Genomic DNA, 20,741 nt, shown 5'->3' with positions numbered 1-20,741 from the left:
CTCCACTTTTTGTCACGAGTCCGGATGGTGCTTCCCTCGTGTATTTGTCGGTATAGGCATCGTTGGTCCGAATGCAGAAAATTCCTCCGGCAGAAATTTGCCCATAGGCGCCGGCAGCAATCACGCCGCGTCTCCCTCTCCCTCTTCGGCCGCGACCGAGATGCCGGCGAAGCCAGCCAGGACGACCGCGACGGCGTTCCTCGCATCCGGTGCGCCGGTGATCGGGCAGACAGCCGCTGCGGCCTCGACGAGCTTCTCGACGATGGTCCAGAATTCGGGCCGGGACAGTGTGATTTCCATGGATTCCCCTCGCTTTGGAAATTGCGAGGGCGTCTATGATTCAAATGTCAGGCGTCGTCTAGCAAGAAATTCAGTATCGCCTCAAATAATCAAAGTATAGATCATTAATGACCTATCTAATTGTTTCGCAGCTCATTAGGCGTGGTCTAGCACCTCGCTTCGCTCGGAAGGCTCGCTGCGCTCGCCTGTCGATTTTTTCTGCTTGTCTACAAAACTGCTCAACATGATTTGTCGGTCGTGTAAGTGTGTCATTCCTGCGGAGATAGTTCTTTCCCCCTAGAAGGAAGCAAGGCCAAAAGCCTGCCATCGTCCTTCTAAGGGGTTCATCCTGCGTATGACAGTTCGATGTAGAAGTTTGGCTTGTCGAGCCGACGCGGCGGGGACCATTACCGCGTCATCACTTCCGAAACCCGGCCTTTCAGCCATCCCGGTCGCCACGGCCGTAGCCGCAGCACTTCACGCCCGGCCCTAAACCGCGACCGATGCGTGACCGACGTTGCAGTGCCTCCTCTGAGGCGTTCGCAGAGCGTCGTCTTTTTGTGATTGTCTTTCAAGGTCGCGCGCGGGCGCACCTTCGGCACAAACCGGAGTGGGCGTCCGATGTTCTCCATCGGGGAGCGATCACTACCGATCTTCCGGGCGGCTTCGACTGGCCTGATGGGGGCGGTCTCGTATTCCGCCCACCCTTTGAAACGAGGTCGATATAGTCCGGCCCGAACTGACAAAGCTCGGGCCGGCATGACCTCTCTGTGTGCAACGATTATAGCATCGACCCGACGCGAAGAAAATCCGTGTTTCGCAAGATTATTTTCTGCATTCCGGCGCGACCGCCATATAAGAGAGGGTGGATGCGCTGCCGATACTCCTTCTCGGCAGTTTATCCGGTCTCTGTAAAGGCGCGCCGGTCCTGTTCTCTGCCGGTGCGCCTTTTTTATCTTCCGAAGCCTGAGTTGAAGCCGATACCGCCCGGTCGCATCGCCGAACGCAACTCGCTCTGAACAATCGACCTCACAGAGTTCTCGACGGCTGCGGCCGTCTGCTTTGCCATCGCCGCGTTTGTCTTCTCGTCATTGCCGCGCCCGTCGATCTTGATCGAGATCGCCGGGGCGATATTGACCGTCGAGACGTTCGTGTTCGTCACCGCGCCGGTGTGCCCGACATTCGGTGTGCGGAGATCGACGGGAATGCGACGGCCATCGGGAAGCGGCACGGCCGCTTCAGGGCCGGCCTCGCCGAAGATGGCTGCGGATCGTGAAACGCCACCTTTGGCAAAGCGAGGAAGCGCCTGCGGCTTTCCATTCGCGGCGATGCCGCCATCGGCGAAGCCGAAGATCGCACCAAGGATGCCGCCGCCAGCGCCGCCGAAAAGACCCGCCAGCGGGCCTTGACCGAGAAGGGCGGCTTGAAGAGCGGCCTCTGCAAGGCTCGCCAAAAGCCGCTGAAGCGCCTGTTCAACGGTTTCGGTGCCCATCAGGATGCCCGTCAACGAACTGGCAATGCCGTTCTTCAGGAACTCCTGTGCGGTCTTCATCTCCTCCTGTGATTTCGTCGCCTTTTTCGTCTTCTCCTCAACCTCGGCCATGCCGGACGCAAGATCGCTGATCCGGCTTCGCTGTTCAGGCGTCAACTCAATCCCGGCGCGTCGGGCCTGATTGAGCATTTCGGTTTCATATCGCGCTTTCGCTGCGGCCTGCGACGACATGCCGAGCGCCGCCATTTCCTGCTGCTGCGCAATCGTGAACTCGCGCGAGCCATCGACGATCTGCTGATAGGCCTCGCGCTGCTCTTTGAGCCGGTCGATTGATGCCTGCTGCTGTGCGGCATAGCCGGGATCGATCGCCGGCATCGAAAACGTTTCGGAGTTGTATGCCTTCGAAATGATCGTCGGATCGACCTTGCGAAGCCCCTGCCATTCGCTGCGCAAGCCGGCGACATCGCCGCCCCGGCGACGAAGAAGCTGCATTGCCAGACGGTCCTGAAGCTCCGGCGAGAAGAGTTCGTCGCCCGACAGGCCAAGCTCGCCGCGAAGGCCGCGAAGCGTCTTCTGAACGATCTGATACCTGCCGAGTGCCGACGAGTTGAAGGTGTTGTCGGGATGCTGAAGCATGCTCGACTGAAGCGCGTCGATCTGATCGAGCGTCATGAATACGAGGTTCTTGTCGCCGCCCGTGAACTTCCCGTAGCCGAGCGTTTCGTTGTAGCCGCGTCCGCGATCGGTGCCTTCTGCGAGGCCGATCAAGTCGAGCATGCCCTTGCCGGCTGCCTTGCCCAAATCGCCAGACACGTCGTCAACGGCCGTCGAGAAGTCCTTCAGGCTGACCTTGGCATCCTTCGCGCCTTCGCCGATCACGCGGCCCGCCTTGCCCGCCGCAGCAACACCCTCGGGAACGCCGGTGCCTGCGGTCACGTCGAAGGCATGCGCAATCCGGCCGTCCGGTGTCGATGAGGCCGTTTCCTTGGTGGGATTGATGCCGTAGGCGCGAAGCTCGTCGGGTGTCATTTCGTTGATGCCGAGAAGCTCATTCAGCTTCTTGAACACCGACGAGTTGCCGAGGTCGCTCAGATATTTCGTGAGCGCGCCCATCCCCTGCACGGCCGCGTCAATGAAGCCCGGCAGCTTCTCAATCACCGTTGCCACGGCGTTCAGGCCAGCGGCGGCATTGTCGGAGGCGCCGGAAACCTCGTCGATGTGCCCGGCGAGAAGGATCATCGCATTGCCGATGCGGTTCATCGACTGCCCAACGCGGCCTTCAGCCTTGTCGGCGCGATCGGCGAGCTTGTCCGATCCGGCGAGGAAGGCGCGGAAGAACGCCTCCGAAGAAACCTTGCCGTCGAGCACCAGCTTGCGGAGCTTCGCGATCGAGCCGCCTGCCTCTTCCAAGCCATCGGCGACGGCCTGAAGGATCGGCCGGGTGCCCTCATTGACCGAATTGAACTCTTCGGCGCGAACGGTGCCGGCGGCGAGAAGCTGGCCAAGCTGTTGAAGCGGCCCGGCAGCTTCGACCGCGCTTTTGCCCTCGATCCGGAGCGCATTGGCAACGCCCGACGCGAACTTCAGCCGATCGGCTTCGGTGGCGTTCAGGACGTCGCCGGCTGCGGCGGCATCACGATAGAGCCCGACGAGCGAGCCGATCGCTGCGCCCTGATCCTGCGCAATCCTGAAGAGATCACCGAAAGTCTTGGTGAGATCGGCGCCCGAACGCCCGGCATCGCGAACCGAGTTCTGAAGGCCGCGATATTGATCGGCGTATTGAGCGATTTCCTTCGCCGACTGAACGCCGAGAAGGCCAGCCGTGCCGACTAGGAAGCCCTTGCCGAGCCCCGAAAGGCGCGACTGCATTCCAGCCGCCGCCTTCGCCATAGAACGTTCAAAGCGGCCTGCGGCTGTCTCTGCGCGGCGTTCCATTGAACGAAACTGCCGATCGACGAGCTTGTCGGCCCTCGCCATCTGCTTCTCGAGGCGGTCGATCTTCGCTTCGATCTGAACTGAAAGATCGTATTCGGTGGCGCGCGGCATCGGGTTCCTTATGCGGCTGCGAACCACGACGCGGGATCGCAATCGGGGTCGGCGTAAACGGACGGGGTGAAGTCATTCGAGGCCGCACGGGCAACGGCCATCCACGCGGCGAAAGCCCCGTCGATCCGATCCGTCGAGCGGCCCTTGTGCATGGTTCGAAGCCCTGAAGGGCCGGTGTAGATCGAGACGTTCGCCATGTTCCAGCGAAGCACCGGGTGTCCGCCGTGGCTGAACTTGCGCGCGCCGATCGCTCTTTCGAGGCGCATCACGCCGTCATTCTGCGACTTCGGATCGAGCGCCATCGCAGTCGCGTCGATGCCGTATTCCTGAAGGCCCAAAACGACGGGCATCGCATAGGCGCGATCATAAACGATCTCGGCAACGGTGAAGGTCGCGACGAGTTCGCGGATGCACTCGACGATGGCGCGATAGTCGATCACGTCGCCGGGCGTCGGCGTGATGAAGCCGGCTTCGGCCCATGTCGGATAGGGAACGCCGTCCTTCTCTGCTTTGGCGCGAAGATTGTTCGCAGGGCAGAAGAAGAAGGGCCGGACGATGAAGGCTTCCTCGTCGTCGGGATCGCGCCACGCCGCGACGACGGCCGAAAGGTCCGTCGAGATCGACATATCGACCGCGATGAAGCACGGCACCGCCTTCAGCCGTTCGAAATCGATCGGATCGCGGCCCGCGTCGTAAACGTCCATCTCGACGAACGGGTCATTATGGTGATCGAGCCAAACATTCAGGTTCAACTGGCGAAAGGACTCACGATCGCCGGGACGGTTTGCGGCTTCGCGGGCAAACTGGCGAAGCCCGTCGAGATCGGGATAGCCGCATGACAGGCCGGGATTGACGGCATGCCAGACGGCTTCGTCTCGCCAATCGCAATCCTTCGGCGCTTCGAAGATGATCGGCAGCGTCGCCGGGTCGTCAATTTCGCCAAGCGCGACCTTGCGGGCGTAGTCGTAGGTTTCGAAGGCAATCGAGGTCTGCCCACGCCCTGCCGTCGTGATGATGACGTTCAGGCTTCCGGGCGTTTTCAGAAGTCCGGTTTTCAGGGCCTCCCATAGATCGCGCTTCGGCCATGCATGAAGTTCGTCCATCAGGGTGAAGGTCGGCGTTCGGCCGTGCTGCGTCTTGGCGTCTGCCGAGATCGCCTCGACGATCGAGCCGGATCGGTTGTCGCGAAGCCGGTTGCGGTAGTCGGCAATATCGACGAGCGAGACGAGTCGCTTGTCGGCGCGGATGACGCTCGTCGCCTCTTCGAAGGCGATGCGCGCCTGTTTCTGATCGGCAGCGGCGCAAACGATCTGCCCGCCTGGCACCTTCTCAGGACCGATCGCGTGAAGAAGCGTCAAGGCAGCGCCAAGCGTGGTTTTGCGGTTGCCGCGCGGGATCATCGCAAAGACGGTTTTCACGATGCGCGTGCCGTCGGCATGGCGCGGCCCATAGATGCGCCGGATGATCCGTTCCATCCAAGGATCAAGCGCAAAGGCGTGGCCCGGAAGGGTGCTCTTGGGATGGCGAAGGTTGCGGAGAAAGTTCACCGCGCGCTCGCCATAGCCGAAGGGGTCGGGGATCTCCGATCCGTCATCAATCCAAGAAGGATAGGTCTTCGTTCGCATCGTCATCTCGGATGGTGGGGCGGGAGCGGGAAACGGGCGTCAGGCCAAGTTCGCCAGCGCAAAGCCGAAGGGTCTTGATCGAGGCATCCTGAAGCGAGGAAGCCGGGTGCCGCTTGTGTTCGCCCTTGGCGTTCACAGTCGTCTGTCCGTCGCGCGCAATGATGCGTTCGGCTTCGCGAATGCGGCTGAAGGCCATGCAATAGGCTTCGAGGATGCCGAGATCGGCTTCAGTGAGAATGCGCCGCTCGACGAGGATCGCGGCGATACGCTTCCATTCGGCTTTGCCTTCGCGCGACAAGACAGCCGGTGCCTTCGGGATGTCGGCAACGGCAGCGGTGCCGGGCGCGATCGAGGTCGGTTTCCTGCCCCTCATTCCGGCGCCTCACAACGGATTTCAAGGCCCCGACGACGGCCGATCTCGACGATTTCGCGCACGTTGAAGGCGTCGCCGTCGAAGGCGATCCGGTCGGCCGTGGTGATGTCGGCAAAGAAGCGGGTGCGGAACACGATGCCCGTCGTCGCTTCCTCGCCGAAGCCCTTCAGGAATTCGCCCGTCGACAGCCGGACGATCTCGGCGCGAAGCGAACCGATCGGTGCCCATGCGCGCGTCACGCGGCCGGCATCGTCTACAGTCTCGCTTTCCCGTTCGATGGTGATGCGACGATCGAGCTTGCCGGCGCGGATCATGTGCGCACCTCGACGAGGGCTTCGACACTGACGACGGCGTGTCCGAATTCGCCAGAAGGATCGCGAAGGTAGCGAGTGCCAGAAAGCAGAAAATCGACAAGCTCGACGCCCTCGACGGCGGGTTCCTCGTCGAGCGCGGCCGTCACCGCACCGACGATCTGCTTTGTGTCGGCGAGCGCTTCGCCCTTCGTCCAGGTATGAAGATCGAGATGAACGCGGATCATGCTGCGGCTGAAGTTCAGGCCTTCATTGACGGTCTGCCCATCGCCGATGATGATCGACGGGAAATCGTCGGGCCGGCGCATGCCGTCGATGATCGAGCGCGCGGGAACAAGGTTCGTCACGTCCGCCGATGTGACGAGGGCGCGCCGGATAGCCTTCTGAAGAGCGAGGGACGGTTCGGCGATCATCGTGCCCACGCTTCCTGAATCGCCTTGCGCGCCGCGCGGTCGATCCGGCGCTTGAACTTCTCGCGAAGCAAACGATAGGCCGGGAAGAGGAAGGCCTGTGCCGGCTGATCGACGGTGCCGAATTCGACCCATCGGGCATAAAAGGCGTCTTGATCGCCAGCGACAATCTTGCGGGCAAGATCATGCTCGCCGGCCTCGACGCGGATCGACTCTTTCAGGTCGCCGCGATCTTCAGGCGCGAGCGTCGTCGCCAGCGCGACGAGTTCTTCGGCGCACTGTTCAACGGCCTTTTCGACGGCAGCCTTGACGGCCTTCGGAACCGCTTCAAAGCGCTTGGAAAGGCGCGCCAGCTGGGAAGACGAGCGCGCCATTCAGAAGGCGAACACATAGGAACCGGCGCACAAGCTGCGCACCGTCGCGGGAATGTCGGCTTCGGCCTCGTCGCCGCGATGTTCGTAGAAGTGCGTTGCCAGCTGAAGCACCGCTTCGTCGAGATCGGCCGGCGTATCGGTTTCAGGGAAAGGCGTGCCTGTATACGAAGCAATCCATGCCTTCGCCGCTGCGATCTTCCTCGACAGAAGCGCGTCATCCTCGACGGTATCGAGGTTCAGATGAGATTTGAGGTCGGAAACCGTGACGCTCATGTGGATAAGCCTCCACAATTGGCCCATCGTAAGTTGCGCGAATACGGGCATCGGGATTCTACTGGACGAAATCGGGAGAATCTCAGATGAACGTTCAAGATCAAATATGTGAGGCGATACGTGAGCGCTTCCTTCTCAGGTTCTGGTATCCGAGATCGCAGCCAGACGATCGTGTTGTCGAGCCTCATCTTCTGGGATTTAATAGCGCTGCCGGAACTTTGACTCTCAGTGCCTGGCAAATCTCTGGCGGGAGCGGCGTGGGTTTCAGACCTTATCACGTCAATCTCATTAAGAATTTCGTGGTCACCGATGAGAGATTTTCGGGAACACGTATTGGTTACAACCCAAATGACACGACTATGTCGCGGATCATCTGCCGGATTTAAGAGACACATAAATAATCCTATTTAGAGACAGTCGTGAACGGAGGGAAATCCGCCGGTCTTGTGCTTGTTGGTCAAAATTGCCGACCCGCCCCCGGTGCGGATGGCGCGCTTAGGCTTCGGCGGCTGATCTTCACTGATCGCGGTCGCCCGCTCGCGAAGAGCATCGGCGTTGTCGCGTTCGAATGCCGCGATCTGTTCTCGTGCGACTTCCCGAACGGCTTGATGATCGAGCCCGGCGAGATCGCAGACTTCGCGGAAACCATCATTCGGCATTAGAAGCCATGTTCGCGCCTTCAGGCGGACAAGGTGCCGAAGATTCGGTGTGTCACCGGCATAGAAAGGCGACATCGACGTTGCATCTTCCATGTGCTGAAAGATCACCTTCACCCAAAGCGCCCGCTCTGCATCGCCTTCACTCATGATCGCAGGTCGAAGCTCTGACGAAGCGTTGCCTCGATCGAGGTGTAACCGCCCGTGCCGCGCGATGAAGGCCAATCCTCGCACGTCCACTTCAGCGGGGCCGGTTCGCGCGGGATGCGGTAATAGAATGGATCGACGCCGCGGTGTGCCTTGAAGAAGGCGATGATTGCCTGTGCCTCGTCGAGTGCCAGCATATTCCATCGGAGGGTGACGACGCGCCGGACATGGTTGAGACCGTTCGGCATGGCCTGCGAATAGCCGTCGCCGAAGTCAGCACGGGTCACATTGACTTCCGGCTTATCCGTCATGCCGATCGAGGGCGTGATCGGCGGGGTAAACGTGGCGAGGGTCATCAGCTAAGGAAAAGTCGGTTGAAAAGCGCGACTTCAACGTTTGCAGCGCTGCTCATTTTGGGTATCGAAGTGTCGTTGTAGAATCGAAGTGAGGAAATTCCATGTTCAATCATCCTCTCACACTGACCGGGTTGTGTATTGCTGCGGCAGGGTGGGCGTTTTTGCTTTTCGGAGTTGGTGTTGATACGGGGCGAGGATTTGGTGCTATCGCAAATCTTCATCTGGTTTCCATTGCTGATAGTGTAATTATTACAGGATGCGCCGTTTTTGTGGCGGGGATCATTATAGATTGCGCGAGCAAGATCATTACTGAAATGAATAGCATCGAAAGAAAAATTGGAGCACCACGTAAACCCAAGATGATTCCACTAGGGTCATCTCGTTCTGCGCAATAATGCTCGGAAAATCGATCAATTATTTCGCTAATTTGCGGTTCATATGAAATATTTCGGGCGATTGAATTCGTTGAACTAATCATTTTTATCGAGCCTTCTCTTCGGCCTGCTTTGCGCCGCTATGGCAAGCGGTGCAAAGCGGCTGCCAATTCGCCCGGTTCCAGAAGAGGCGCATGTTGCCCCGATGCGGCTCGATATGATCGACAAGGGTCGCGGGTGCGCCGCAGCGGCGACACGTCGGATTGGCGCGCCGGTATTCAGCACTGGCCCTCTGCCATGCCCGGTCATAGCCGCGTTCGCTCGACGAGGGTCGCCGGGCGTCGAAGCGGGCCTTACGTTCGCGGGCGCGCTTTGTCTGACATGCGCAAAGCACGTCGGCCGCGACCTTGTAGCCGCAGGCGCAAAGGCGGGCCGGTTTATGCGGCATTGGCCGCTTCCTTCCCGACGAATTTATCCTGAAGGTCCGCAAAGCCGACGCGAATGGCGGTGTCGCCTTTCGGTTCGTCCTTCTTCGGCGCATAGGAGCGCTCGCGAAAGCGATAGGCCGCGATGATCTCGGAAGGGGTGGCGTCGAATGCCTCTTCGGGCGTCCAACGAAGGATGCCAGTCGCGAAGCCGAAGAGGTTCGTCATGCGCTCGACGAAGGTGACGGGCTTCGATGCCGGCGCATCGTCACTCGGCTCTTCGTTCTCCTCCTCGTCGGCCTCGTCTTCAAGGTCGTCGAGCGGATCGAAACCAGCGAGATCATAGACAAGCTGCGCGGCCGGTGCCTGAAGCGCCGCAATGTTGCGGTAGATGCCCGCCGTTCCTGTTTCGAAGAGAGGATCGGGAACGCTCGGCCGGTCGATCGCGCATTCGCGGATCACGTCCGAAAGAACGGTGATCGAGCCTTCGGCGATCGACCGCAGCATTGCACTCGGGGCGCCATAGAGACGCCCCAAGCGGATCGCGGCCCGCAACGTCGGCCTGCACTCGACGAGGGTCGCGTCGAGCGTGATCCGCTGATTTTCTATTGCGAGCCGCGACATGGTTACGCTGCCGCCTGTTCGGCGACGGTGCCGGTGTATTCGAGTTCGAACGAGGTCATCATGACGTCGTTCGCACCCGACGCTTCGTTCTTCGCCGAGACGACGAGCGCGGCGAAATACTGCGTCGCACCGTCCGAATAGACGAGCTTGAAAAGAAGCGGCGCGTCCGTCTGAACCGCTGCCTTCATCGCAAGCTGGCCTGCGTCGGCCGGTTCGCGCTGAACCTTGACGGTCGTCGAGCCCGGATCGTTGACGCCCTTGAACTTCGACACGTTGTCCTCGTCGAGAAGTTCGTCCTTGACGACTTCACGCGAGCCTTCGCCGATCTCGCCGAATTCCTTCAGCTTGGCGACCTGCTTCCAACTCGTGCCGGTGACGGCCGTATAGGCCGCAAGCGCCGGGTTCTGAACGGTCGCGGCGGGGCCGACGAAGAGCTTGGTGCCTTTACCAACCTTTGCCATGGTCCGCCCCTTACGCCGTTGCCATCTTCAGGCCGCGAAGCGCCTTCGGCTGAACCACGCCCGCGCCGACGCGGCGGAATGCGTGAAACACCGTCTGGCGATTGCTGGCGAGAAGATACGGGTTGACGAAAATCGACAGGTCGAGCCGGTCGTAAATCCGATAAGCGGTCTTGAAGTCGCCGAACATGATCGGGGTCGCGTTGGCCGCGAGGTCCGGCATGTGCTCGGCTTCGACCACGGGCCGGCCAAGGATGCTTTCCGGCTGCCCGGCTTGATAGCTCGGCTGCCAGATGTAAGAGCCGGTCGTGTCCTTCAGCGTGCGGATCGCCGCAAGCGTGGTGCCGTTCAGCACCCATGTGCCACGGTTCCGGTAGGTCGCCGGCATCGCATACATGAGTTTGATCAGGGCATCGGCCGAAAGGTTCGTCGCGTGACCGTTCAAGGTCGCGGCGATGTCCGTATTCTTCATGAAGCCGTCCGGCTCCAATCCACCCACGCCGTTGACGAAGGCCAGCGACTCTTTCGCGCCGAAGTCTTCCGACAGGGCAAGGCGCACTTCCGCGTCAACGTCGGCGCGGCTGTCCTCGATCAGCTGGTTGTTCACGACGACTTCGGTGGTGAGTTCCTTGACGGTGATTTCCAGCTGGTCGAATGCCGGCTCGGAACGCTCCATCGTCGCGGCTTCGCCCTTCCATTTCGCATTGGTGATCGCGGTGCGCTTCGGCATCGTGACACTGTGCGAATTGGTGGACCGAACATCGGCGATGGCGCGGATCGGCGAGAACGGCACCAGGTCGCGGATGAAGTCGAGCGTGAACTGTTCCGGTGCGAGGTAGCCGCCCGACGTGTCGGTGCTGACGCTCAGCGCCTTCTTCTCGACGGGGTCCATGTCGCGGGCGCCGACGCGAAGATAATTGGCGAAGGCTTTGCGCTCGACAGGCTCGTCGGTGGTGCTGGTGACGATCGCCGGGCGGGCAAGCTTGGCCTCGATCTTGTCGAGCCGATCGAGGGACTTCTTCTCGACGGCCGCAAGGCGGCTTTCGAGCGCGGTGATTGCCGCGCTATCCGGCGCGGCTTCGGTCGTTTCGTTTTCCAATGAAGATCCTTCAGAAGTTGCCGGGATGGCTTTGGCAGTCAGAACCGTCGCGCCGGGATGGCACGGGGTCGGGGTCACGCTGATCTCGCGAAGAGTCAGCCCGTGAATGGTTCGGCCGCGCGGATTGCGGCGGGTTGCTTTGGTTTCGTTGAAGCCGATCGAGACGCCGGAAGCGCCCTTATCGAGAATGAGGGTGCGCACGGCGCGGGCGCGTTCGCCGTCGAGAAGAAGCCGGCCTTTCGCTTCGATGCCGCGTGCGGTGATCTCGACGCGGTCCCAAACGCCGATCGGCTTCGAGGGGTCATGGTGCCAGAGTGCCGGGAGTGGCGAGGCAATCTTGATCTCGGCAGTCGGCTCGATCATGTCGCCGACGACATCGGGTGAACCGAACGGCCAAGCGAGAACTTCGATCGTGCCTTCCTCGTCGACCGTGATCGCGGCCTTGCACTCGATATGCTCGATCGTCACGCGCCGGCCTCTTCGCTATCGACGCCGACGAGGAAGGTGCCGAGGATTTCGAGCGCGAGAAGCACGGTTTCCTGAACCGGGCGCGGCCGGGCGTAGGTCTCGACGAGGGCCTTTGCTTCCTGCGGATCGGTGCCGCCGCCGACGAGGGCGAGCCGGACGACTTCGAAGGGATCGGCAAGGAAGTAGTCGCCCGACATCAGGCGTTTCCAGAAAGAGCCGATGCCGACGCCGGCCTTGCGCTCAATCTCGACGACGAGCGTTTCAGACAGGGCAAAGTCGCGCTCGGCATCGCCGAAGAACTGGCGAACGGGGTTCATGCCGGCATCGCGTTCAGTGCGGCCTGAAGCGCGGTGCGAACGGCCGCGCGCGCATCGTCGCCGGCATCGGTCTCGACAATCACCGAAAGCCCATCCTGCCCCTCGACGAGGAAGCGGGCGTGAACGGCACGGGTGATCGGATCGAGAAGAAGCGAGGTGAGTTCGAAGGCGGGCGCCGCCTTGGTGTTGGCAGCCTTAGCCATTCGGATTGCTCGTCGTGTTGGGGTTCAGAAACTCGTCGCCGCCGTCATAGGGCGCGCGGTTTTCCATCGCCCGGACTTCGTTCGGGTTCAGGATGCGCGCGGCGATGGCCTGCGAATATGCGGAGAAGCGGGTTGCCGTATCGGCCCGGAGAAGGTCGTCAACGATGAACTCGATCGAGAAGGCATCGCCCTCGTCGGGATCGAGAAGAACGCGGGAATAGGCGTCCTGCCAAGCCTCAATCCACGGAAGAAGCGTGTAGCGAACGAACGTCGCGCCCATCTCTTCAGAGTTACCCCACGTCGCTCGGCCCATTTCGAAGAGCATGTGCGGCGGGACGCGGAAGACGCGGGCGATTTCGTCGATTGCGAAGCGGCGAAGTTCGGCAAACTGTGCATCGGTCGAAGAGAACGCAAACGGCGTGAACTGCGCACCGTCGAAGAAGACGGCGAGCTTCCCGGAGGCATCGACGCCCTGGAGGCCAAGTTTGGCAGCCTTAATGAGATTAGTCCGGGCCGTCGAATGATCCTGCCCCGGCATCGGACGGGATGCATCGGGCGGGTAGGTCACGGCTGCCGAAGGACGCGCACCGTCGCGGAAGAGCCGCGAACCATGCTCTTCCATGACGGCGAGGGTGGCGATGGCTTCGCGGGCAAGCGCGATCGGCGCTTCACCCTTCAGTGCGTCGAAGCTCGTCAGGGCGCGAAGATGAAGCACGTCGTGGAAGCCGAAGCGGCGAACGCCGCCCGTCGTGGTGAGACTGTAGGACGGGGCGCCGAAGGCATCGGCCTCGACGGACATCGCGGCGGGATCGACGCGGAAGAGTTCGGAGGGACGGCCGTCGTCAACGCGGGAAACGATCGCATAGCCGTTGCCGGTAAGAAGCGCGTCCTGCGTCAGCTGCGAGCGAAGTGCGCCGGCTGCCGTCCATTCGTTTGCCTTGCCATGCACAAGGCGATAGGCGGGATGATCCGTCGCAATAGCTTTCGCCTCGTCGCCGCGCGCATAGACTTTCGCCGGCAAGGTGCCAAGTGACGAAGAGATCAGCGAGACGGCAGCCGAGACGGCCGGGACGCGCATCGCGGTTCGCGCCGTGATCGACGGCCCGGCGATCGTATTCGGAACAAGGAAGTCCTCCAGACCGAAGAAGCCGGAGGGCGAAATTACGCTCTTCGTCTCGACAGGCGCGAGGAATCTACCAATCTTCTCCTTGATCGCCGACAGGCGCATGAAGCAATCCAAGCTCTTTGACTTGGTAATATTGTCTCATGGCGCGAATCGCTGCGCAAGCAAATAATCCTACAATTCTAGGGATATTTTCATAGGGCTACGAACTGGCATCCTTTGGCGGTCTGGGGCAGACGCCACCTATTCTGCTAGTTCGGCCGATAGTCGAGAACCTTCTGCATCATATATTCGAGGTAGGGCGGCTTGTGGTATGGGTAACATTGATGCTTGCCGGCAGAAAATATATTCAAAACCGTTGGACGAATTTCTTTATAATAAATGTATTCTGAGGAATACACTTGAATGCTCTCGTTAATAAATTCTATATCTTCAATATCCCCAGATATGCCAATTATCTTTGGGTAAGTCCTATATCTTGTCGGCCGGAACCACATAACCACGATGTTTGGACTAATGGGAACTAATAGATGTGAATCCGACAGAGTAAGTTGGGTGGCAGGAAAATTATGTAGAAACCCATCGCCGAATATAAACGATCCTGCCTTGTCAAAAAAAATCGCAAATTTCCCCCCGTTTTCGATCTGAGGTGCGAAAAAATCATGCAAATTTGCCAAATTGGCTGCAATCAAATTATTACTTGAGGTAAGGCCATAACTTTCGATCGTCAAAGAGATCGTGTTTCGAATAGTCGGGTTCCGCGCAACTAACGACGAAAGGCAGACTGCCAGCATTTTCAACTGGTGTTCATCATGCTGCAGCGGCTTCGGCCCTTCTCTGACATCGCTCACCGCCGATAGAAGCCATCTTGTAAGCTCGGGGAAGTCGTTGTCAGAACGATCAAATTTACGTTCGAACGATGAATCCCAGATACTGTGAAAGATTATATTGTGTCCATCATATGTCTTGCCGATGGCCTTTGGTGAGTAACGTTTCTCATATCCTCTGTGTGATATGGTATTGATTTTATTGTCAGGGTCGGATGACCAGTTTTTTGAGAGACTTTTTGGCCACCAATGATGGTCTCTCCCGTCCTTCAGATTCGTCATCCAATTCTCCCCTACGTATATCAATTTTATCTCGTTGAATACAAAAAGAAGCAGCTGGTTTCGGCGAGAGTTGCTATGCTGCAGAATTTCCAAATCTAGATTAATTGAGATCAAGCCTCTCGTAAACGATCGACTCAATCAAAGCCACGCGCTGTTCAAGCATCCCCTGCGGCAGCTGCCCATAACGCCCGGTCATGCTGCCCTTCACGTGTCCCAGAATGAAGCCGAATTCCTCGTCGAGACGCCCGGCGCGGCGAAGTGCATCCGCAACGCCATGGCGGAATGAGTAGAGCGAAAGGCCGCGCCCTTTCTTCAACTCGATGCGTTCGAGATAGCGCCCGAACTCTCGTGAGAATTCCGCGATCATCTGGCCTCGGCTGTTGCGCTTCGCTTCTGGGAAAAGCCGGGTCTGGCCTTCCGCAGCCATCCGGTCGCGGTAGGCGATGAAGCCCAGCCGAACGAGTTCGGAGTGAACCGGGACGACGCGCATAGACCCGTCAGTTTTGACGCTCTTACCGTTGCCGCCTTCTGTGGTGATGTGCATGATCCAGTGGCCGTGCTGTTGCCGCACGTCGGCGATTTCGAGCTGCGCAATTTCGGCCGGTCGCGCGCCGCTGTAGAGCATGACCAGCGGCAACCAGTAGCGATGATCGTCGATCCGAATGTTGCCGGGCTTCGCCATGTCGCGCCATTCGTCGGCCGATTGGCAGCCGGTGAAGAGTGGCGAGGCGAACAAGGTCTTTAGCTCTTCGGTCGTGAAGGGCCTCGTCGTGCGACTCTTCGACTTCGGCAGCGACATATCGGCCGTCGGGTTCGCGTCGAGATAGCCGTTGATGACGAGCCATTGGCAGAAGGCGCCCATGCTCGCGAGGTATCGATTGACCGTGCGGGGCGTGATCACCGGCTTCCCAACTTCCTTGTTCGCCCGGATGATCTGCGCAAAACCCATGCCGGCGAACGCCTTCGTTTCCGTCGCCTTCACGGGATACTCGCGAAGGAGCGCCTTCCATTCGCGAATGGCCTTGCGGTCGATCCGGCGAACGGGAAGAGTCCGGCCGTGAAGATCGAGGAAGGTGCTAATGTCGCGCCGGGCTTGGTTCAACGTGTCCGCCGCGATGCCCTTCGGATTGTCGCGCGCATACGCTTCGAAGAGTTCCGGGACCGTCTCACCCGGTTTGGCGCGCTCGCGAACCTGCGTCGTCGCCGGCTTCACGATCGGGTCGCGCGGGGTGCCGCCGTAATCGCCCCGGTCGCGTTCGAAGGTGCGCTCAAGCGCCTCGATCTCGGCACGGATCATGCGCCGGCCTATGTCGGCCTCTTCCGGCGATCCGCGCGGGATGATGAGATCATGTTTGAGGGCAAACTCGTCGATCTCGTGCCGGACAAGGGCAAGTTCGCCAGAGACGAGGTGCTTGCGGAGATCAGCAGCCTTCGCCTGTCTCAGCTTGGCGTCGAGTGCGCCCGCGCTGTGCATCGCCTTTACCTCTATGGTGGCGTCCAGCATGGCGAGCGGATCGCTGGCGTCGATCGTGCCGGCATTGGCGAAGAGGGATCGCGTCGCCGCGTCGATCTTGTCTGGCGTCGGCCTCGCCGCGCGACTGGCGTCGTCGCGATCGAGGGTGCCTTCGTAGTGCGCCCATGGTGCTGCCGCACGATCATCGTCGGTCAAAGTCCGCCGCCGCGACACGTCGTCGAGTTGCGTCCGCCATCCCTCTATAACAGGCCACAGTCGGCGCTTGGCCTCGTTCTCGTCCTTCGTGCCGAGCGCCTTCGTCAGTTCGTTTCGGCCGACGACTGCTGCGAGTTCGGCCGGGACTTTCATGCGAGCGTAATAGGAGGAGCCGCGCCGGGTGAGGTAGGAAATTCGAGCCAATTTGAAGACCATTCGGAAGGGATCAGTGTAGCATCCCAGTGTAGCAATTTCGTTTGAAAAAGGCAACAAATTCAGATAGTTCTAAAGATGACAAGGGCTTAATGAGACTTGGATTATGTTCCAGGTTCCCCAGCCATTCAAACTCTTTAGAAAATTCGGTGATTGAGGCGTCGCCACGTTGGCGAACGCGCGGTCTCCATGTCGCATTCCTGTTGCAGGGAGTTCCCCTGACTTCCAGGGGCTTCCGGTAGGCTCGGCAGCTCCGTGCTGCCAATCGGCAGCGCATGCTGCTCCCCCAGCGCTGACAGCGCTCTGCGACCTATCACGCCGATCGGCGCCGAGACTACACACCGACAAGTCGGCGAACAGACGGAAATATTTCGATTCCGTTTCGATCGGACACTTGACCGAACCCCGCCGACGTCGCTGCAGCCGCGCTTTGTCCGGCCTTCGAAGCGGCTTCCTTCCTAACCGGCGTGGAACCGCCGATCGATGCCGGCCGGAGCGTGTGATCCGTCTGCCGCGGACTTCTGCGGGCGCACGCTGATCTCCTATGCGGCCGCTTCGAGCTGCGATCGGGCCTGGCGGATGTCTCGGGCCGGCGGCTGCCCGAACATGCGGCCACATTCGCGGGTGAACTGCGGCACGCTCTCGTATCCGACGCCATAGGCCGCGTCCGCCACGCTCTCTCCCCCCGCCAGCATTCGCCGCCGGGCCTCGATGAGCCGCAGCTGCTTCTGGAACTGAAGCGGAGAGAGTGAGGTGATGCTGCGGAAATGAATGTGGAAGGCCGAGAGGCTCATCCCGGCAGCCGCCGCCAGTGCGTCGATCTTGATGGGCTCGGCATAATGCCGGCGAAGGACCGCGACGGATCGTGCGATCCGTTGCGCATGGCTGTCGGTCACGCCGAGCGCCCGAATGGCCCCGCCATGTCGCCCCATCAACAGCCAGTAGTGCCACTCGCGGACCAGCTGCGGCCCCAACACGGCGAGGCTGTCGGGACGGTCGAGCAGGCGCAGCAGGCGCAAAGCGGCATCGGCCACGTCCGCCTCGGTCGGATCGACACGAACCGGCCGGTCCGCCTTGACCGGTGCCGGGGCGATCTGGCCGACCAGTTCGGCGATGATGGCGGGGTCGAGTTCGAGAACCAGCGAATAATAAGGCAAGACGCGGCTCGCCTTGGTGATCTGGCTGACGGTCGGAACATCGGTGGTGATGAGGAGGGATTCGCCGGCGCCGAAGTCGAAGCTGTGGCTTCCCATCGACACGCGCTTGCCGCCCTGCAGGACCAGCGCCACCAACGGCTTCGATATCGCGTATTGCAGCATGCTGGGGGCGGTCTCGCGCAGGATCACCAGCCCCTCGACAGGAGTAGCGGCGACGCCGCCCTGATCGGCGAGACGATCGGCATAGCGCCGCGCATGGTCGAGAAGCGGTTCGTGCATGGACCGATCATAGAAGCGGAACGAGGTCTCGGCAACGCGGCAGGATAATCAGGCAAGTTTTCAGGACGATCGCGCAACCCCGCCCGCACGGCCTGAGCTACAAGGATCGCCGACACCAACCAACCCGGAGGCATCCATGTCCAGCATTTCTCTCGTCACCGGCGGCAGCCGCGGCCTTGGCCGCAACACCGCGATCAGCATCGCCCGACACGGGGGCGACGTGATCCTCACCTACCACAGCGGCAAGGACAACGCCGAGGCCGTCGTCGCCGACATCGAGGCGCTCGGCCGCAAGGCGGTCGCCTTGCAACTCGACACCGGCCGCGTCTCGACCTTTCCAACCTTCGTCGAGGCGTTGCGCAGTGCTCTTTCTGCGACCTGGGGGCGGGCGACATTCGACCACCTCGTCAACAATGCCGGCCATGGCGAGATGGCGGACTTCGCCGCCACCACCGAGGAGCAGTTCGACGGGCTGTTCGCCGTCCACGTCAAGGGCGTCTTCTTCCTGACGCAGGCCCTGCTGCCGATGCTGGCCGACGGCGGCCGGATCGTAAACTTCTCGTCCGGCCTGACGCGTGTTTCGTTTCCGGGCTTCTCGGCGTACTCCGCCGCCAAGGGAGCGGTGGAGATCATGACGGTCTACATGGCGAAGGAGCTCGGAAGCCGCGGCATCACGGCAAACACCGTCGCGCCCGGCGCCATCGAGACCGACTTCCTCGGCGGCGCGGTGCGCGATACTCCGGACTACAATGCGGCCTTCGCCGGAATGACGGCGCTCGGCCGCGTCGGCCTTCCCGACGATATCGGCCCGATGGTGGCAAGCCTGCTCGGGCCCGACAATCGCTGGGTCACCGGCCAGCGTATCGAGGTTTCGGGCGGCCAGACGATCTGACGCTTCACCCTCTGCCGCGCGCAGCGCTACGCCGAAGGCTCCGCGCGCGGCCTCCCATACCACCACCGGGGACACGGGCAATCTCGCCGGTCGCTACGGCATCCTGATCGACGTCGACAGCGAAGTGAGCTCCCAGCGCGCCCTGCGGCGCCTGCAGGATCGGCTGGCCGGGGCGATGCAGGCGGCCAGTCTGGCGGAGCTCTCCGCCTCGATCGTCCACGAGGTCAACCAGCCGCTGGCCGCCATCGTCGCCAATGCCGGAGGGGAGCCGACTGGGCGAGGGCAGGCAGGGCACGAGGCCGAAGGCGAACAGTATCCGTAACAAGGCGCCGGTCGAATAGCCGGACGCACGCGCATGCAAATCAGAAGCCATGGATCCTCCACCCGTGGAGGATGAAGAATGCACTGCAGCATGCACTTGAGTTGGAGATAACCGGAATATGCTTCGACCGACTGCAAAGTCGTCTCGTTTCCTTGGCCGCTCTGCTGACAAAAACCAGCGCCAGCCCTCGTCGCTACGTCGCCGGCTGCAGATCGCCCGCCAGCGTCGGAATGAGCTCGGAGACGGTCGGGTGGATGGGAACGGCGCGCTCGAAGATCGTGTAGGGCAGGTCGGCAGCCATCACGTCGAGGATGCCGTGGATCGCCTCGTCGCCCTCGACGCCGAGAATGCTCGCGCCGAGGATGCGTCTGGTCTGCGCGTCGGCGATGAGCTTCATGAACCCTTTCGTCTCGCCCTTTTCCTTCGCCCGACCGACACGGCTCATCGGGCGGGTCGAGATCAGCAATGGCCGGCCGCTGGCACGGGCCTGCGTCTCGGTCATGCCGACGCGGCCGAGCGGCGGGTCGATGTAGAGCGCATAGGCGGGAATGCGGTCCTCGAGGCTGCGTGCGCCCCCTTCGAGAAGGTTCGCAGCGACGATCTCGTAGTCGTTGTAGGCGGTGTGGGTGAAGGCGCCGCGGCCGTTGCAGTCGCCGAGGGCGTAGATGCCGGAAACATTCGTCTGCAGCCGGTCGTCGACCTTGATGTAGCCGCGGCCATCGGTGTCGATCCCTGCCGCGTCCAGCCCGAGGTCGTCGGTGTTGGGGCGGCGGCCGACCGCCATGAGGACGTGGCTGCCGACGATTTCGGGGGAGCCCTCCCGGCAATCGACACGAACCGCGACCCCGTCGGCGTGGGCGGCAAAGGCGATACACTCGGCGCCGGTGCGGACATGAATATCCTCGGCTTCCAGGATCTCGCGGATGGCCGACGACACGTCCTCGTCCTCCCGGGAGACGAGGCGGGGACCCTTTTCGATCACCGTGACCTTGGCGCCGAAGCGTCGGTACATCTGCGCAAATTCCAGGCCGATATAGCTGCCGCCGATCACCACGAGATGGCGCGGCAGGACGTCCAGCGCGACGATGTCGGTGTTGGTCATCACCGCGACGTCGCCGATGCCGGGCATGTCCGGCACGATGGCGCGGCCCCCGACATTGAGAAAGATCAGCGGAGCCGAGAGGGTTTCATCGCCGACCGCGATCGTCCCTGCGTCGAGGAAACGGGCGTGGCCGCGCAGGAAGGTCAGCCGATCCATACCCTCCAGCCAGCGCTCGTTGTTCTGACGGGCGTCGCGCGACACTGTTTCGGCCCGTGCCCGGACGCGCCTCATGTCCACCGAAACGTCGCCGGCAAGCGTGACGCCATAGTCGCCGCCGCGGCGCGCCATGGCGGCCACCTTGGCGCTGGCGACGAGCGTCTTCGTCGGCATGCAGCCGGTGTTGACGCAGGTGCCGCCGACGAGGTGGCGCTCGATTAGCGCCACCGTCATTCCGCTCGAGGTCAGACGCCCGGCGAGCGAGGGCCCCGCCTGTCCGGCGCCGATAATGATGGCGTCGAAGTTCCGGGTCATGCGAGGGACCAGACGATCAGGATCGCTCCGCCGATCGCAGCCACATCCTCGATCAGCGCGGCCGGAAGGTCTCGCCCGAGGGCCGCGGCGAGCC

General features: G+C 61.4%; 24 protein-coding genes and 1 pseudogene. 3 read left to right on the top strand and 22 right to left on the bottom strand.

Annotated features, from left to right (window positions below; translation table 11 throughout):
* Positions 1 to 120: 120 nt before the first annotated feature.
* The 10 genes from ATO4_RS22185 to ATO4_RS22140 all read right to left on the bottom strand — a co-directional run bounded on the left by ATO4_RS22185 (position 121) and on the right by ATO4_RS22140 (position 8,342).
* The gene (locus ATO4_RS22185) at positions 121 to 300 is read right to left on the bottom strand and encodes a hypothetical protein (RefSeq protein WP_083593959.1); all 180 of its coding nucleotides are present in this window, start codon (positions 298 to 300) and stop codon (positions 121 to 123) included.
* 931 nt (positions 301 to 1,231) lie between these two features.
* On the bottom strand, positions 1,232 to 3,817 hold the full coding sequence (locus tag ATO4_RS22180) for a tape measure protein (RefSeq protein ID WP_083593958.1): 2,586 nt from the start codon (positions 3,815 to 3,817) through the stop codon (positions 1,232 to 1,234).
* Between the two features lie 8 nt (positions 3,818 to 3,825).
* Positions 3,826 to 5,442, bottom strand: coding sequence for a terminase TerL endonuclease subunit (locus ATO4_RS22175; RefSeq protein ID WP_083593957.1), 1,617 nt, complete (start codon positions 5,440 to 5,442; stop codon positions 3,826 to 3,828).
* Complete coding sequence (locus ATO4_RS22170; protein WP_083593956.1) at positions 5,411 to 5,815, bottom strand: phage terminase small subunit P27 family; 405 nt, start codon at positions 5,813 to 5,815, stop codon at positions 5,411 to 5,413. Before ATO4_RS22170 ends, ATO4_RS22175 begins: the two co-directional genes overlap by 32 nt.
* On the bottom strand, positions 5,812 to 6,129 hold the full coding sequence (locus ATO4_RS22165; protein WP_083593955.1) for a phage head closure protein: 318 nt from the start codon (positions 6,127 to 6,129) through the stop codon (positions 5,812 to 5,814). Before ATO4_RS22165 ends, ATO4_RS22170 begins: the two co-directional genes overlap by 4 nt.
* On the bottom strand, positions 6,126 to 6,539 hold the full coding sequence (locus ATO4_RS22160; RefSeq protein ID WP_083593954.1) for a DUF3168 domain-containing protein: 414 nt from the start codon (positions 6,537 to 6,539) through the stop codon (positions 6,126 to 6,128). Before ATO4_RS22160 ends, ATO4_RS22165 begins: the two co-directional genes overlap by 4 nt.
* Entirely contained in the window at positions 6,536 to 6,910 is a 375-nt protein-coding gene (locus ATO4_RS22155) for an HK97-gp10 family putative phage morphogenesis protein (protein WP_083593953.1), read from the bottom strand. Before ATO4_RS22155 ends, ATO4_RS22160 begins: the two co-directional genes overlap by 4 nt.
* Positions 6,911 to 7,183: a head-tail connector protein gene (locus ATO4_RS22150; RefSeq protein ID WP_176223121.1), complete on the bottom strand. Its 273-nt coding sequence runs from the start codon at positions 7,181 to 7,183 to the stop codon at positions 6,911 to 6,913. It lies immediately after the preceding gene.
* 407 nt (positions 7,184 to 7,590) lie between these two features.
* Positions 7,591 to 7,989 (bottom strand): hypothetical protein, encoded by a 399-nt coding sequence (locus ATO4_RS22145; RefSeq protein ID WP_083593951.1) that lies wholly within the window; start codon positions 7,987 to 7,989, stop codon positions 7,591 to 7,593.
* Positions 7,986 to 8,342 carry a phage tail protein gene (locus tag ATO4_RS22140; RefSeq protein WP_083593950.1) on the bottom strand — a complete coding sequence of 119 codons (357 nt, stop codon included), beginning with the start codon at positions 8,340 to 8,342 and terminating at the stop codon, positions 7,986 to 7,988. Before ATO4_RS22140 ends, ATO4_RS22145 begins: the two co-directional genes overlap by 4 nt.
* A gap of 101 nt (positions 8,343 to 8,443) precedes the next feature.
* Here ATO4_RS22140 and ATO4_RS27410 point away from each other — a divergent pair, with 101 nt between their 5' ends.
* The gene (locus ATO4_RS27410; RefSeq protein WP_139802627.1) at positions 8,444 to 8,737 is read left to right on the top strand and encodes a hypothetical protein; all 294 of its coding nucleotides are present in this window, start codon (positions 8,444 to 8,446) and stop codon (positions 8,735 to 8,737) included.
* Between the two features lie 85 nt (positions 8,738 to 8,822).
* Here ATO4_RS27410 and ATO4_RS22135 read toward each other — a convergent pair whose 3' ends face one another.
* The 10 genes from ATO4_RS22135 to ATO4_RS22095 all read right to left on the bottom strand — a co-directional run bounded on the left by ATO4_RS22135 (position 8,823) and on the right by ATO4_RS22095 (position 17,860).
* Entirely contained in the window at positions 8,823 to 9,164 is a 342-nt protein-coding gene (locus tag ATO4_RS22135; RefSeq protein WP_083593949.1) for an HNH endonuclease, read from the bottom strand.
* Positions 9,154 to 9,765 (bottom strand): hypothetical protein, encoded by a 612-nt coding sequence (locus tag ATO4_RS22130; protein WP_083593948.1) that lies wholly within the window; start codon positions 9,763 to 9,765, stop codon positions 9,154 to 9,156. Before ATO4_RS22130 ends, ATO4_RS22135 begins: the two co-directional genes overlap by 11 nt.
* A gap of 2 nt (positions 9,766 to 9,767) precedes the next feature.
* Positions 9,768 to 10,226, bottom strand: a complete 459-nt coding sequence (locus tag ATO4_RS22125; RefSeq protein WP_083593947.1) for a phage tail tube protein — start codon at positions 10,224 to 10,226, stop codon at positions 9,768 to 9,770.
* A gap of 10 nt (positions 10,227 to 10,236) precedes the next feature.
* Positions 10,237 to 11,790 carry a phage major capsid protein gene (locus ATO4_RS22120; protein ID WP_245308891.1) on the bottom strand — a complete coding sequence of 518 codons (1,554 nt, stop codon included), beginning with the start codon at positions 11,788 to 11,790 and terminating at the stop codon, positions 10,237 to 10,239.
* Positions 11,787 to 12,107: a gene transfer agent family protein gene (locus tag ATO4_RS22115; protein WP_083593946.1), complete on the bottom strand. Its 321-nt coding sequence runs from the start codon at positions 12,105 to 12,107 to the stop codon at positions 11,787 to 11,789. The genes ATO4_RS22120 and ATO4_RS22115 overlap by 4 nt, the downstream gene beginning before the upstream one ends.
* Positions 12,104 to 12,310, bottom strand: coding sequence for a hypothetical protein (locus ATO4_RS22110; protein ID WP_083593945.1), 207 nt, complete (start codon positions 12,308 to 12,310; stop codon positions 12,104 to 12,106). The genes ATO4_RS22115 and ATO4_RS22110 overlap by 4 nt, the downstream gene beginning before the upstream one ends.
* Positions 12,303 to 13,538, bottom strand: a complete 1,236-nt coding sequence (locus ATO4_RS22105; protein WP_083593944.1) for a phage portal protein — start codon at positions 13,536 to 13,538, stop codon at positions 12,303 to 12,305. Before ATO4_RS22105 ends, ATO4_RS22110 begins: the two co-directional genes overlap by 8 nt.
* Before the next feature lie 146 nt (positions 13,539 to 13,684).
* Positions 13,685 to 14,542: a hypothetical protein gene (locus tag ATO4_RS27405; RefSeq protein WP_139802626.1), complete on the bottom strand. Its 858-nt coding sequence runs from the start codon at positions 14,540 to 14,542 to the stop codon at positions 13,685 to 13,687.
* Between the two features lie 100 nt (positions 14,543 to 14,642).
* The gene (locus ATO4_RS22100) at positions 14,643 to 16,427 is read right to left on the bottom strand and encodes a DUF6538 domain-containing protein (RefSeq protein WP_245308890.1); all 1,785 of its coding nucleotides are present in this window, start codon (positions 16,425 to 16,427) and stop codon (positions 14,643 to 14,645) included.
* 539 nt (positions 16,428 to 16,966) lie between these two features.
* Entirely contained in the window at positions 16,967 to 17,860 is an 894-nt protein-coding gene (locus ATO4_RS22095) for an AraC family transcriptional regulator (RefSeq protein WP_083593943.1), read from the bottom strand.
* A gap of 136 nt (positions 17,861 to 17,996) precedes the next feature.
* Here ATO4_RS22095 and ATO4_RS22090 point away from each other — a divergent pair, with 136 nt between their 5' ends.
* Both ATO4_RS22090 and ATO4_RS22085 read left to right on the top strand, forming a co-directional pair.
* Complete coding sequence (locus ATO4_RS22090) at positions 17,997 to 18,752, top strand: SDR family oxidoreductase (RefSeq protein ID WP_083593942.1); 756 nt, start codon at positions 17,997 to 17,999, stop codon at positions 18,750 to 18,752.
* Between the two features lie 124 nt (positions 18,753 to 18,876).
* Entirely contained in the window at positions 18,877 to 19,074 is a 198-nt protein-coding gene (locus ATO4_RS22085; RefSeq protein ID WP_083593941.1) for a hypothetical protein, read from the top strand.
* Positions 19,075 to 19,267: 193 nt separating this feature from the next.
* Here the strand turns inward: ATO4_RS22085 and ATO4_RS22080 are convergent, their stop codons facing one another.
* Entirely contained in the window at positions 19,268 to 20,647 is a 1,380-nt protein-coding gene (locus ATO4_RS22080) for an FAD-containing oxidoreductase (RefSeq protein ID WP_083593940.1), read from the bottom strand.
* Positions 20,644 to 20,741: pseudogene (locus ATO4_RS28820) on the bottom strand (DUF4126 domain-containing protein); the annotation flags it as partial. The pseudogene ATO4_RS28820 and the gene ATO4_RS22080, both read right to left, overlap by 4 nt.

The organism is Aurantimonas sp. 22II-16-19i (assembly GCF_002088275.1).
Taxonomy (GTDB): Bacteria; Pseudomonadota; Alphaproteobacteria; order Rhizobiales; family Rhizobiaceae; genus Jiella.
This window is presented reverse-complemented; position numbering and strand designations above follow the sequence as displayed.

Coding starts and splice junctions, on each gene's coding strand:
- ATO4_RS22110 (WP_083593945.1), bottom strand. CDS start 12,310: ATGGCTAAGGCTGCCAACACCAAGGCGGCGCCCGCCTTCGAACTCACC.
- ATO4_RS22140 (WP_083593950.1), bottom strand. CDS start 8,342: ATGACCCTCGCCACGTTTACCCCGCCGATCACGCCCTCGATCGGCATG.
- ATO4_RS22080 (WP_083593940.1), bottom strand. CDS start 20,647: ATGACCCGGAACTTCGACGCCATCATTATCGGCGCCGGACAGGCGGGG.
- ATO4_RS22125 (WP_083593947.1), bottom strand. CDS start 10,226: ATGGCAAAGGTTGGTAAAGGCACCAAGCTCTTCGTCGGCCCCGCCGCG.
- ATO4_RS22100 (WP_245308890.1), bottom strand. CDS start 16,427: ATGGTCTTCAAATTGGCTCGAATTTCCTACCTCACCCGGCGCGGCTCC.
- ATO4_RS22115 (WP_083593946.1), bottom strand. CDS start 12,107: ATGAACCCCGTTCGCCAGTTCTTCGGCGATGCCGAGCGCGACTTTGCC.
- ATO4_RS22155 (WP_083593953.1), bottom strand. CDS start 6,910: ATGGCGCGCTCGTCTTCCCAGCTGGCGCGCCTTTCCAAGCGCTTTGAA.
- ATO4_RS22105 (WP_083593944.1), bottom strand. CDS start 13,538: ATGCGCCTGTCGGCGATCAAGGAGAAGATTGGTAGATTCCTCGCGCCT.
- ATO4_RS22180 (WP_083593958.1), bottom strand. CDS start 3,817: ATGCCGCGCGCCACCGAATACGATCTTTCAGTTCAGATCGAAGCGAAG.
- ATO4_RS22090 (WP_083593942.1), top strand. CDS start 17,997: ATGTCCAGCATTTCTCTCGTCACCGGCGGCAGCCGCGGCCTTGGCCGC.
- ATO4_RS22185 (WP_083593959.1), bottom strand. CDS start 300: ATGGAAATCACACTGTCCCGGCCCGAATTCTGGACCATCGTCGAGAAG.
- ATO4_RS27410 (WP_139802627.1), top strand. CDS start 8,444: ATGTTCAATCATCCTCTCACACTGACCGGGTTGTGTATTGCTGCGGCA.
- ATO4_RS22160 (WP_083593954.1), bottom strand. CDS start 6,539: ATGATCGCCGAACCGTCCCTCGCTCTTCAGAAGGCTATCCGGCGCGCC.
- ATO4_RS22145 (WP_083593951.1), bottom strand. CDS start 7,989: ATGAGTGAAGGCGATGCAGAGCGGGCGCTTTGGGTGAAGGTGATCTTT.
- ATO4_RS22165 (WP_083593955.1), bottom strand. CDS start 6,129: ATGATCCGCGCCGGCAAGCTCGATCGTCGCATCACCATCGAACGGGAA.
- ATO4_RS22150 (WP_176223121.1), bottom strand. CDS start 7,183: ATGAGCGTCACGGTTTCCGACCTCAAATCTCATCTGAACCTCGATACC.
- ATO4_RS22135 (WP_083593949.1), bottom strand. CDS start 9,164: ATGCCGCATAAACCGGCCCGCCTTTGCGCCTGCGGCTACAAGGTCGCG.
- ATO4_RS22175 (WP_083593957.1), bottom strand. CDS start 5,442: ATGCGAACGAAGACCTATCCTTCTTGGATTGATGACGGATCGGAGATC.
- ATO4_RS27405 (WP_139802626.1), bottom strand. CDS start 14,542: ATGACGAATCTGAAGGACGGGAGAGACCATCATTGGTGGCCAAAAAGT.
- ATO4_RS22130 (WP_083593948.1), bottom strand. CDS start 9,765: ATGTCGCGGCTCGCAATAGAAAATCAGCGGATCACGCTCGACGCGACC.
- ATO4_RS22170 (WP_083593956.1), bottom strand. CDS start 5,815: ATGAGGGGCAGGAAACCGACCTCGATCGCGCCCGGCACCGCTGCCGTT.
- ATO4_RS22095 (WP_083593943.1), bottom strand. CDS start 17,860: ATGCACGAACCGCTTCTCGACCATGCGCGGCGCTATGCCGATCGTCTC.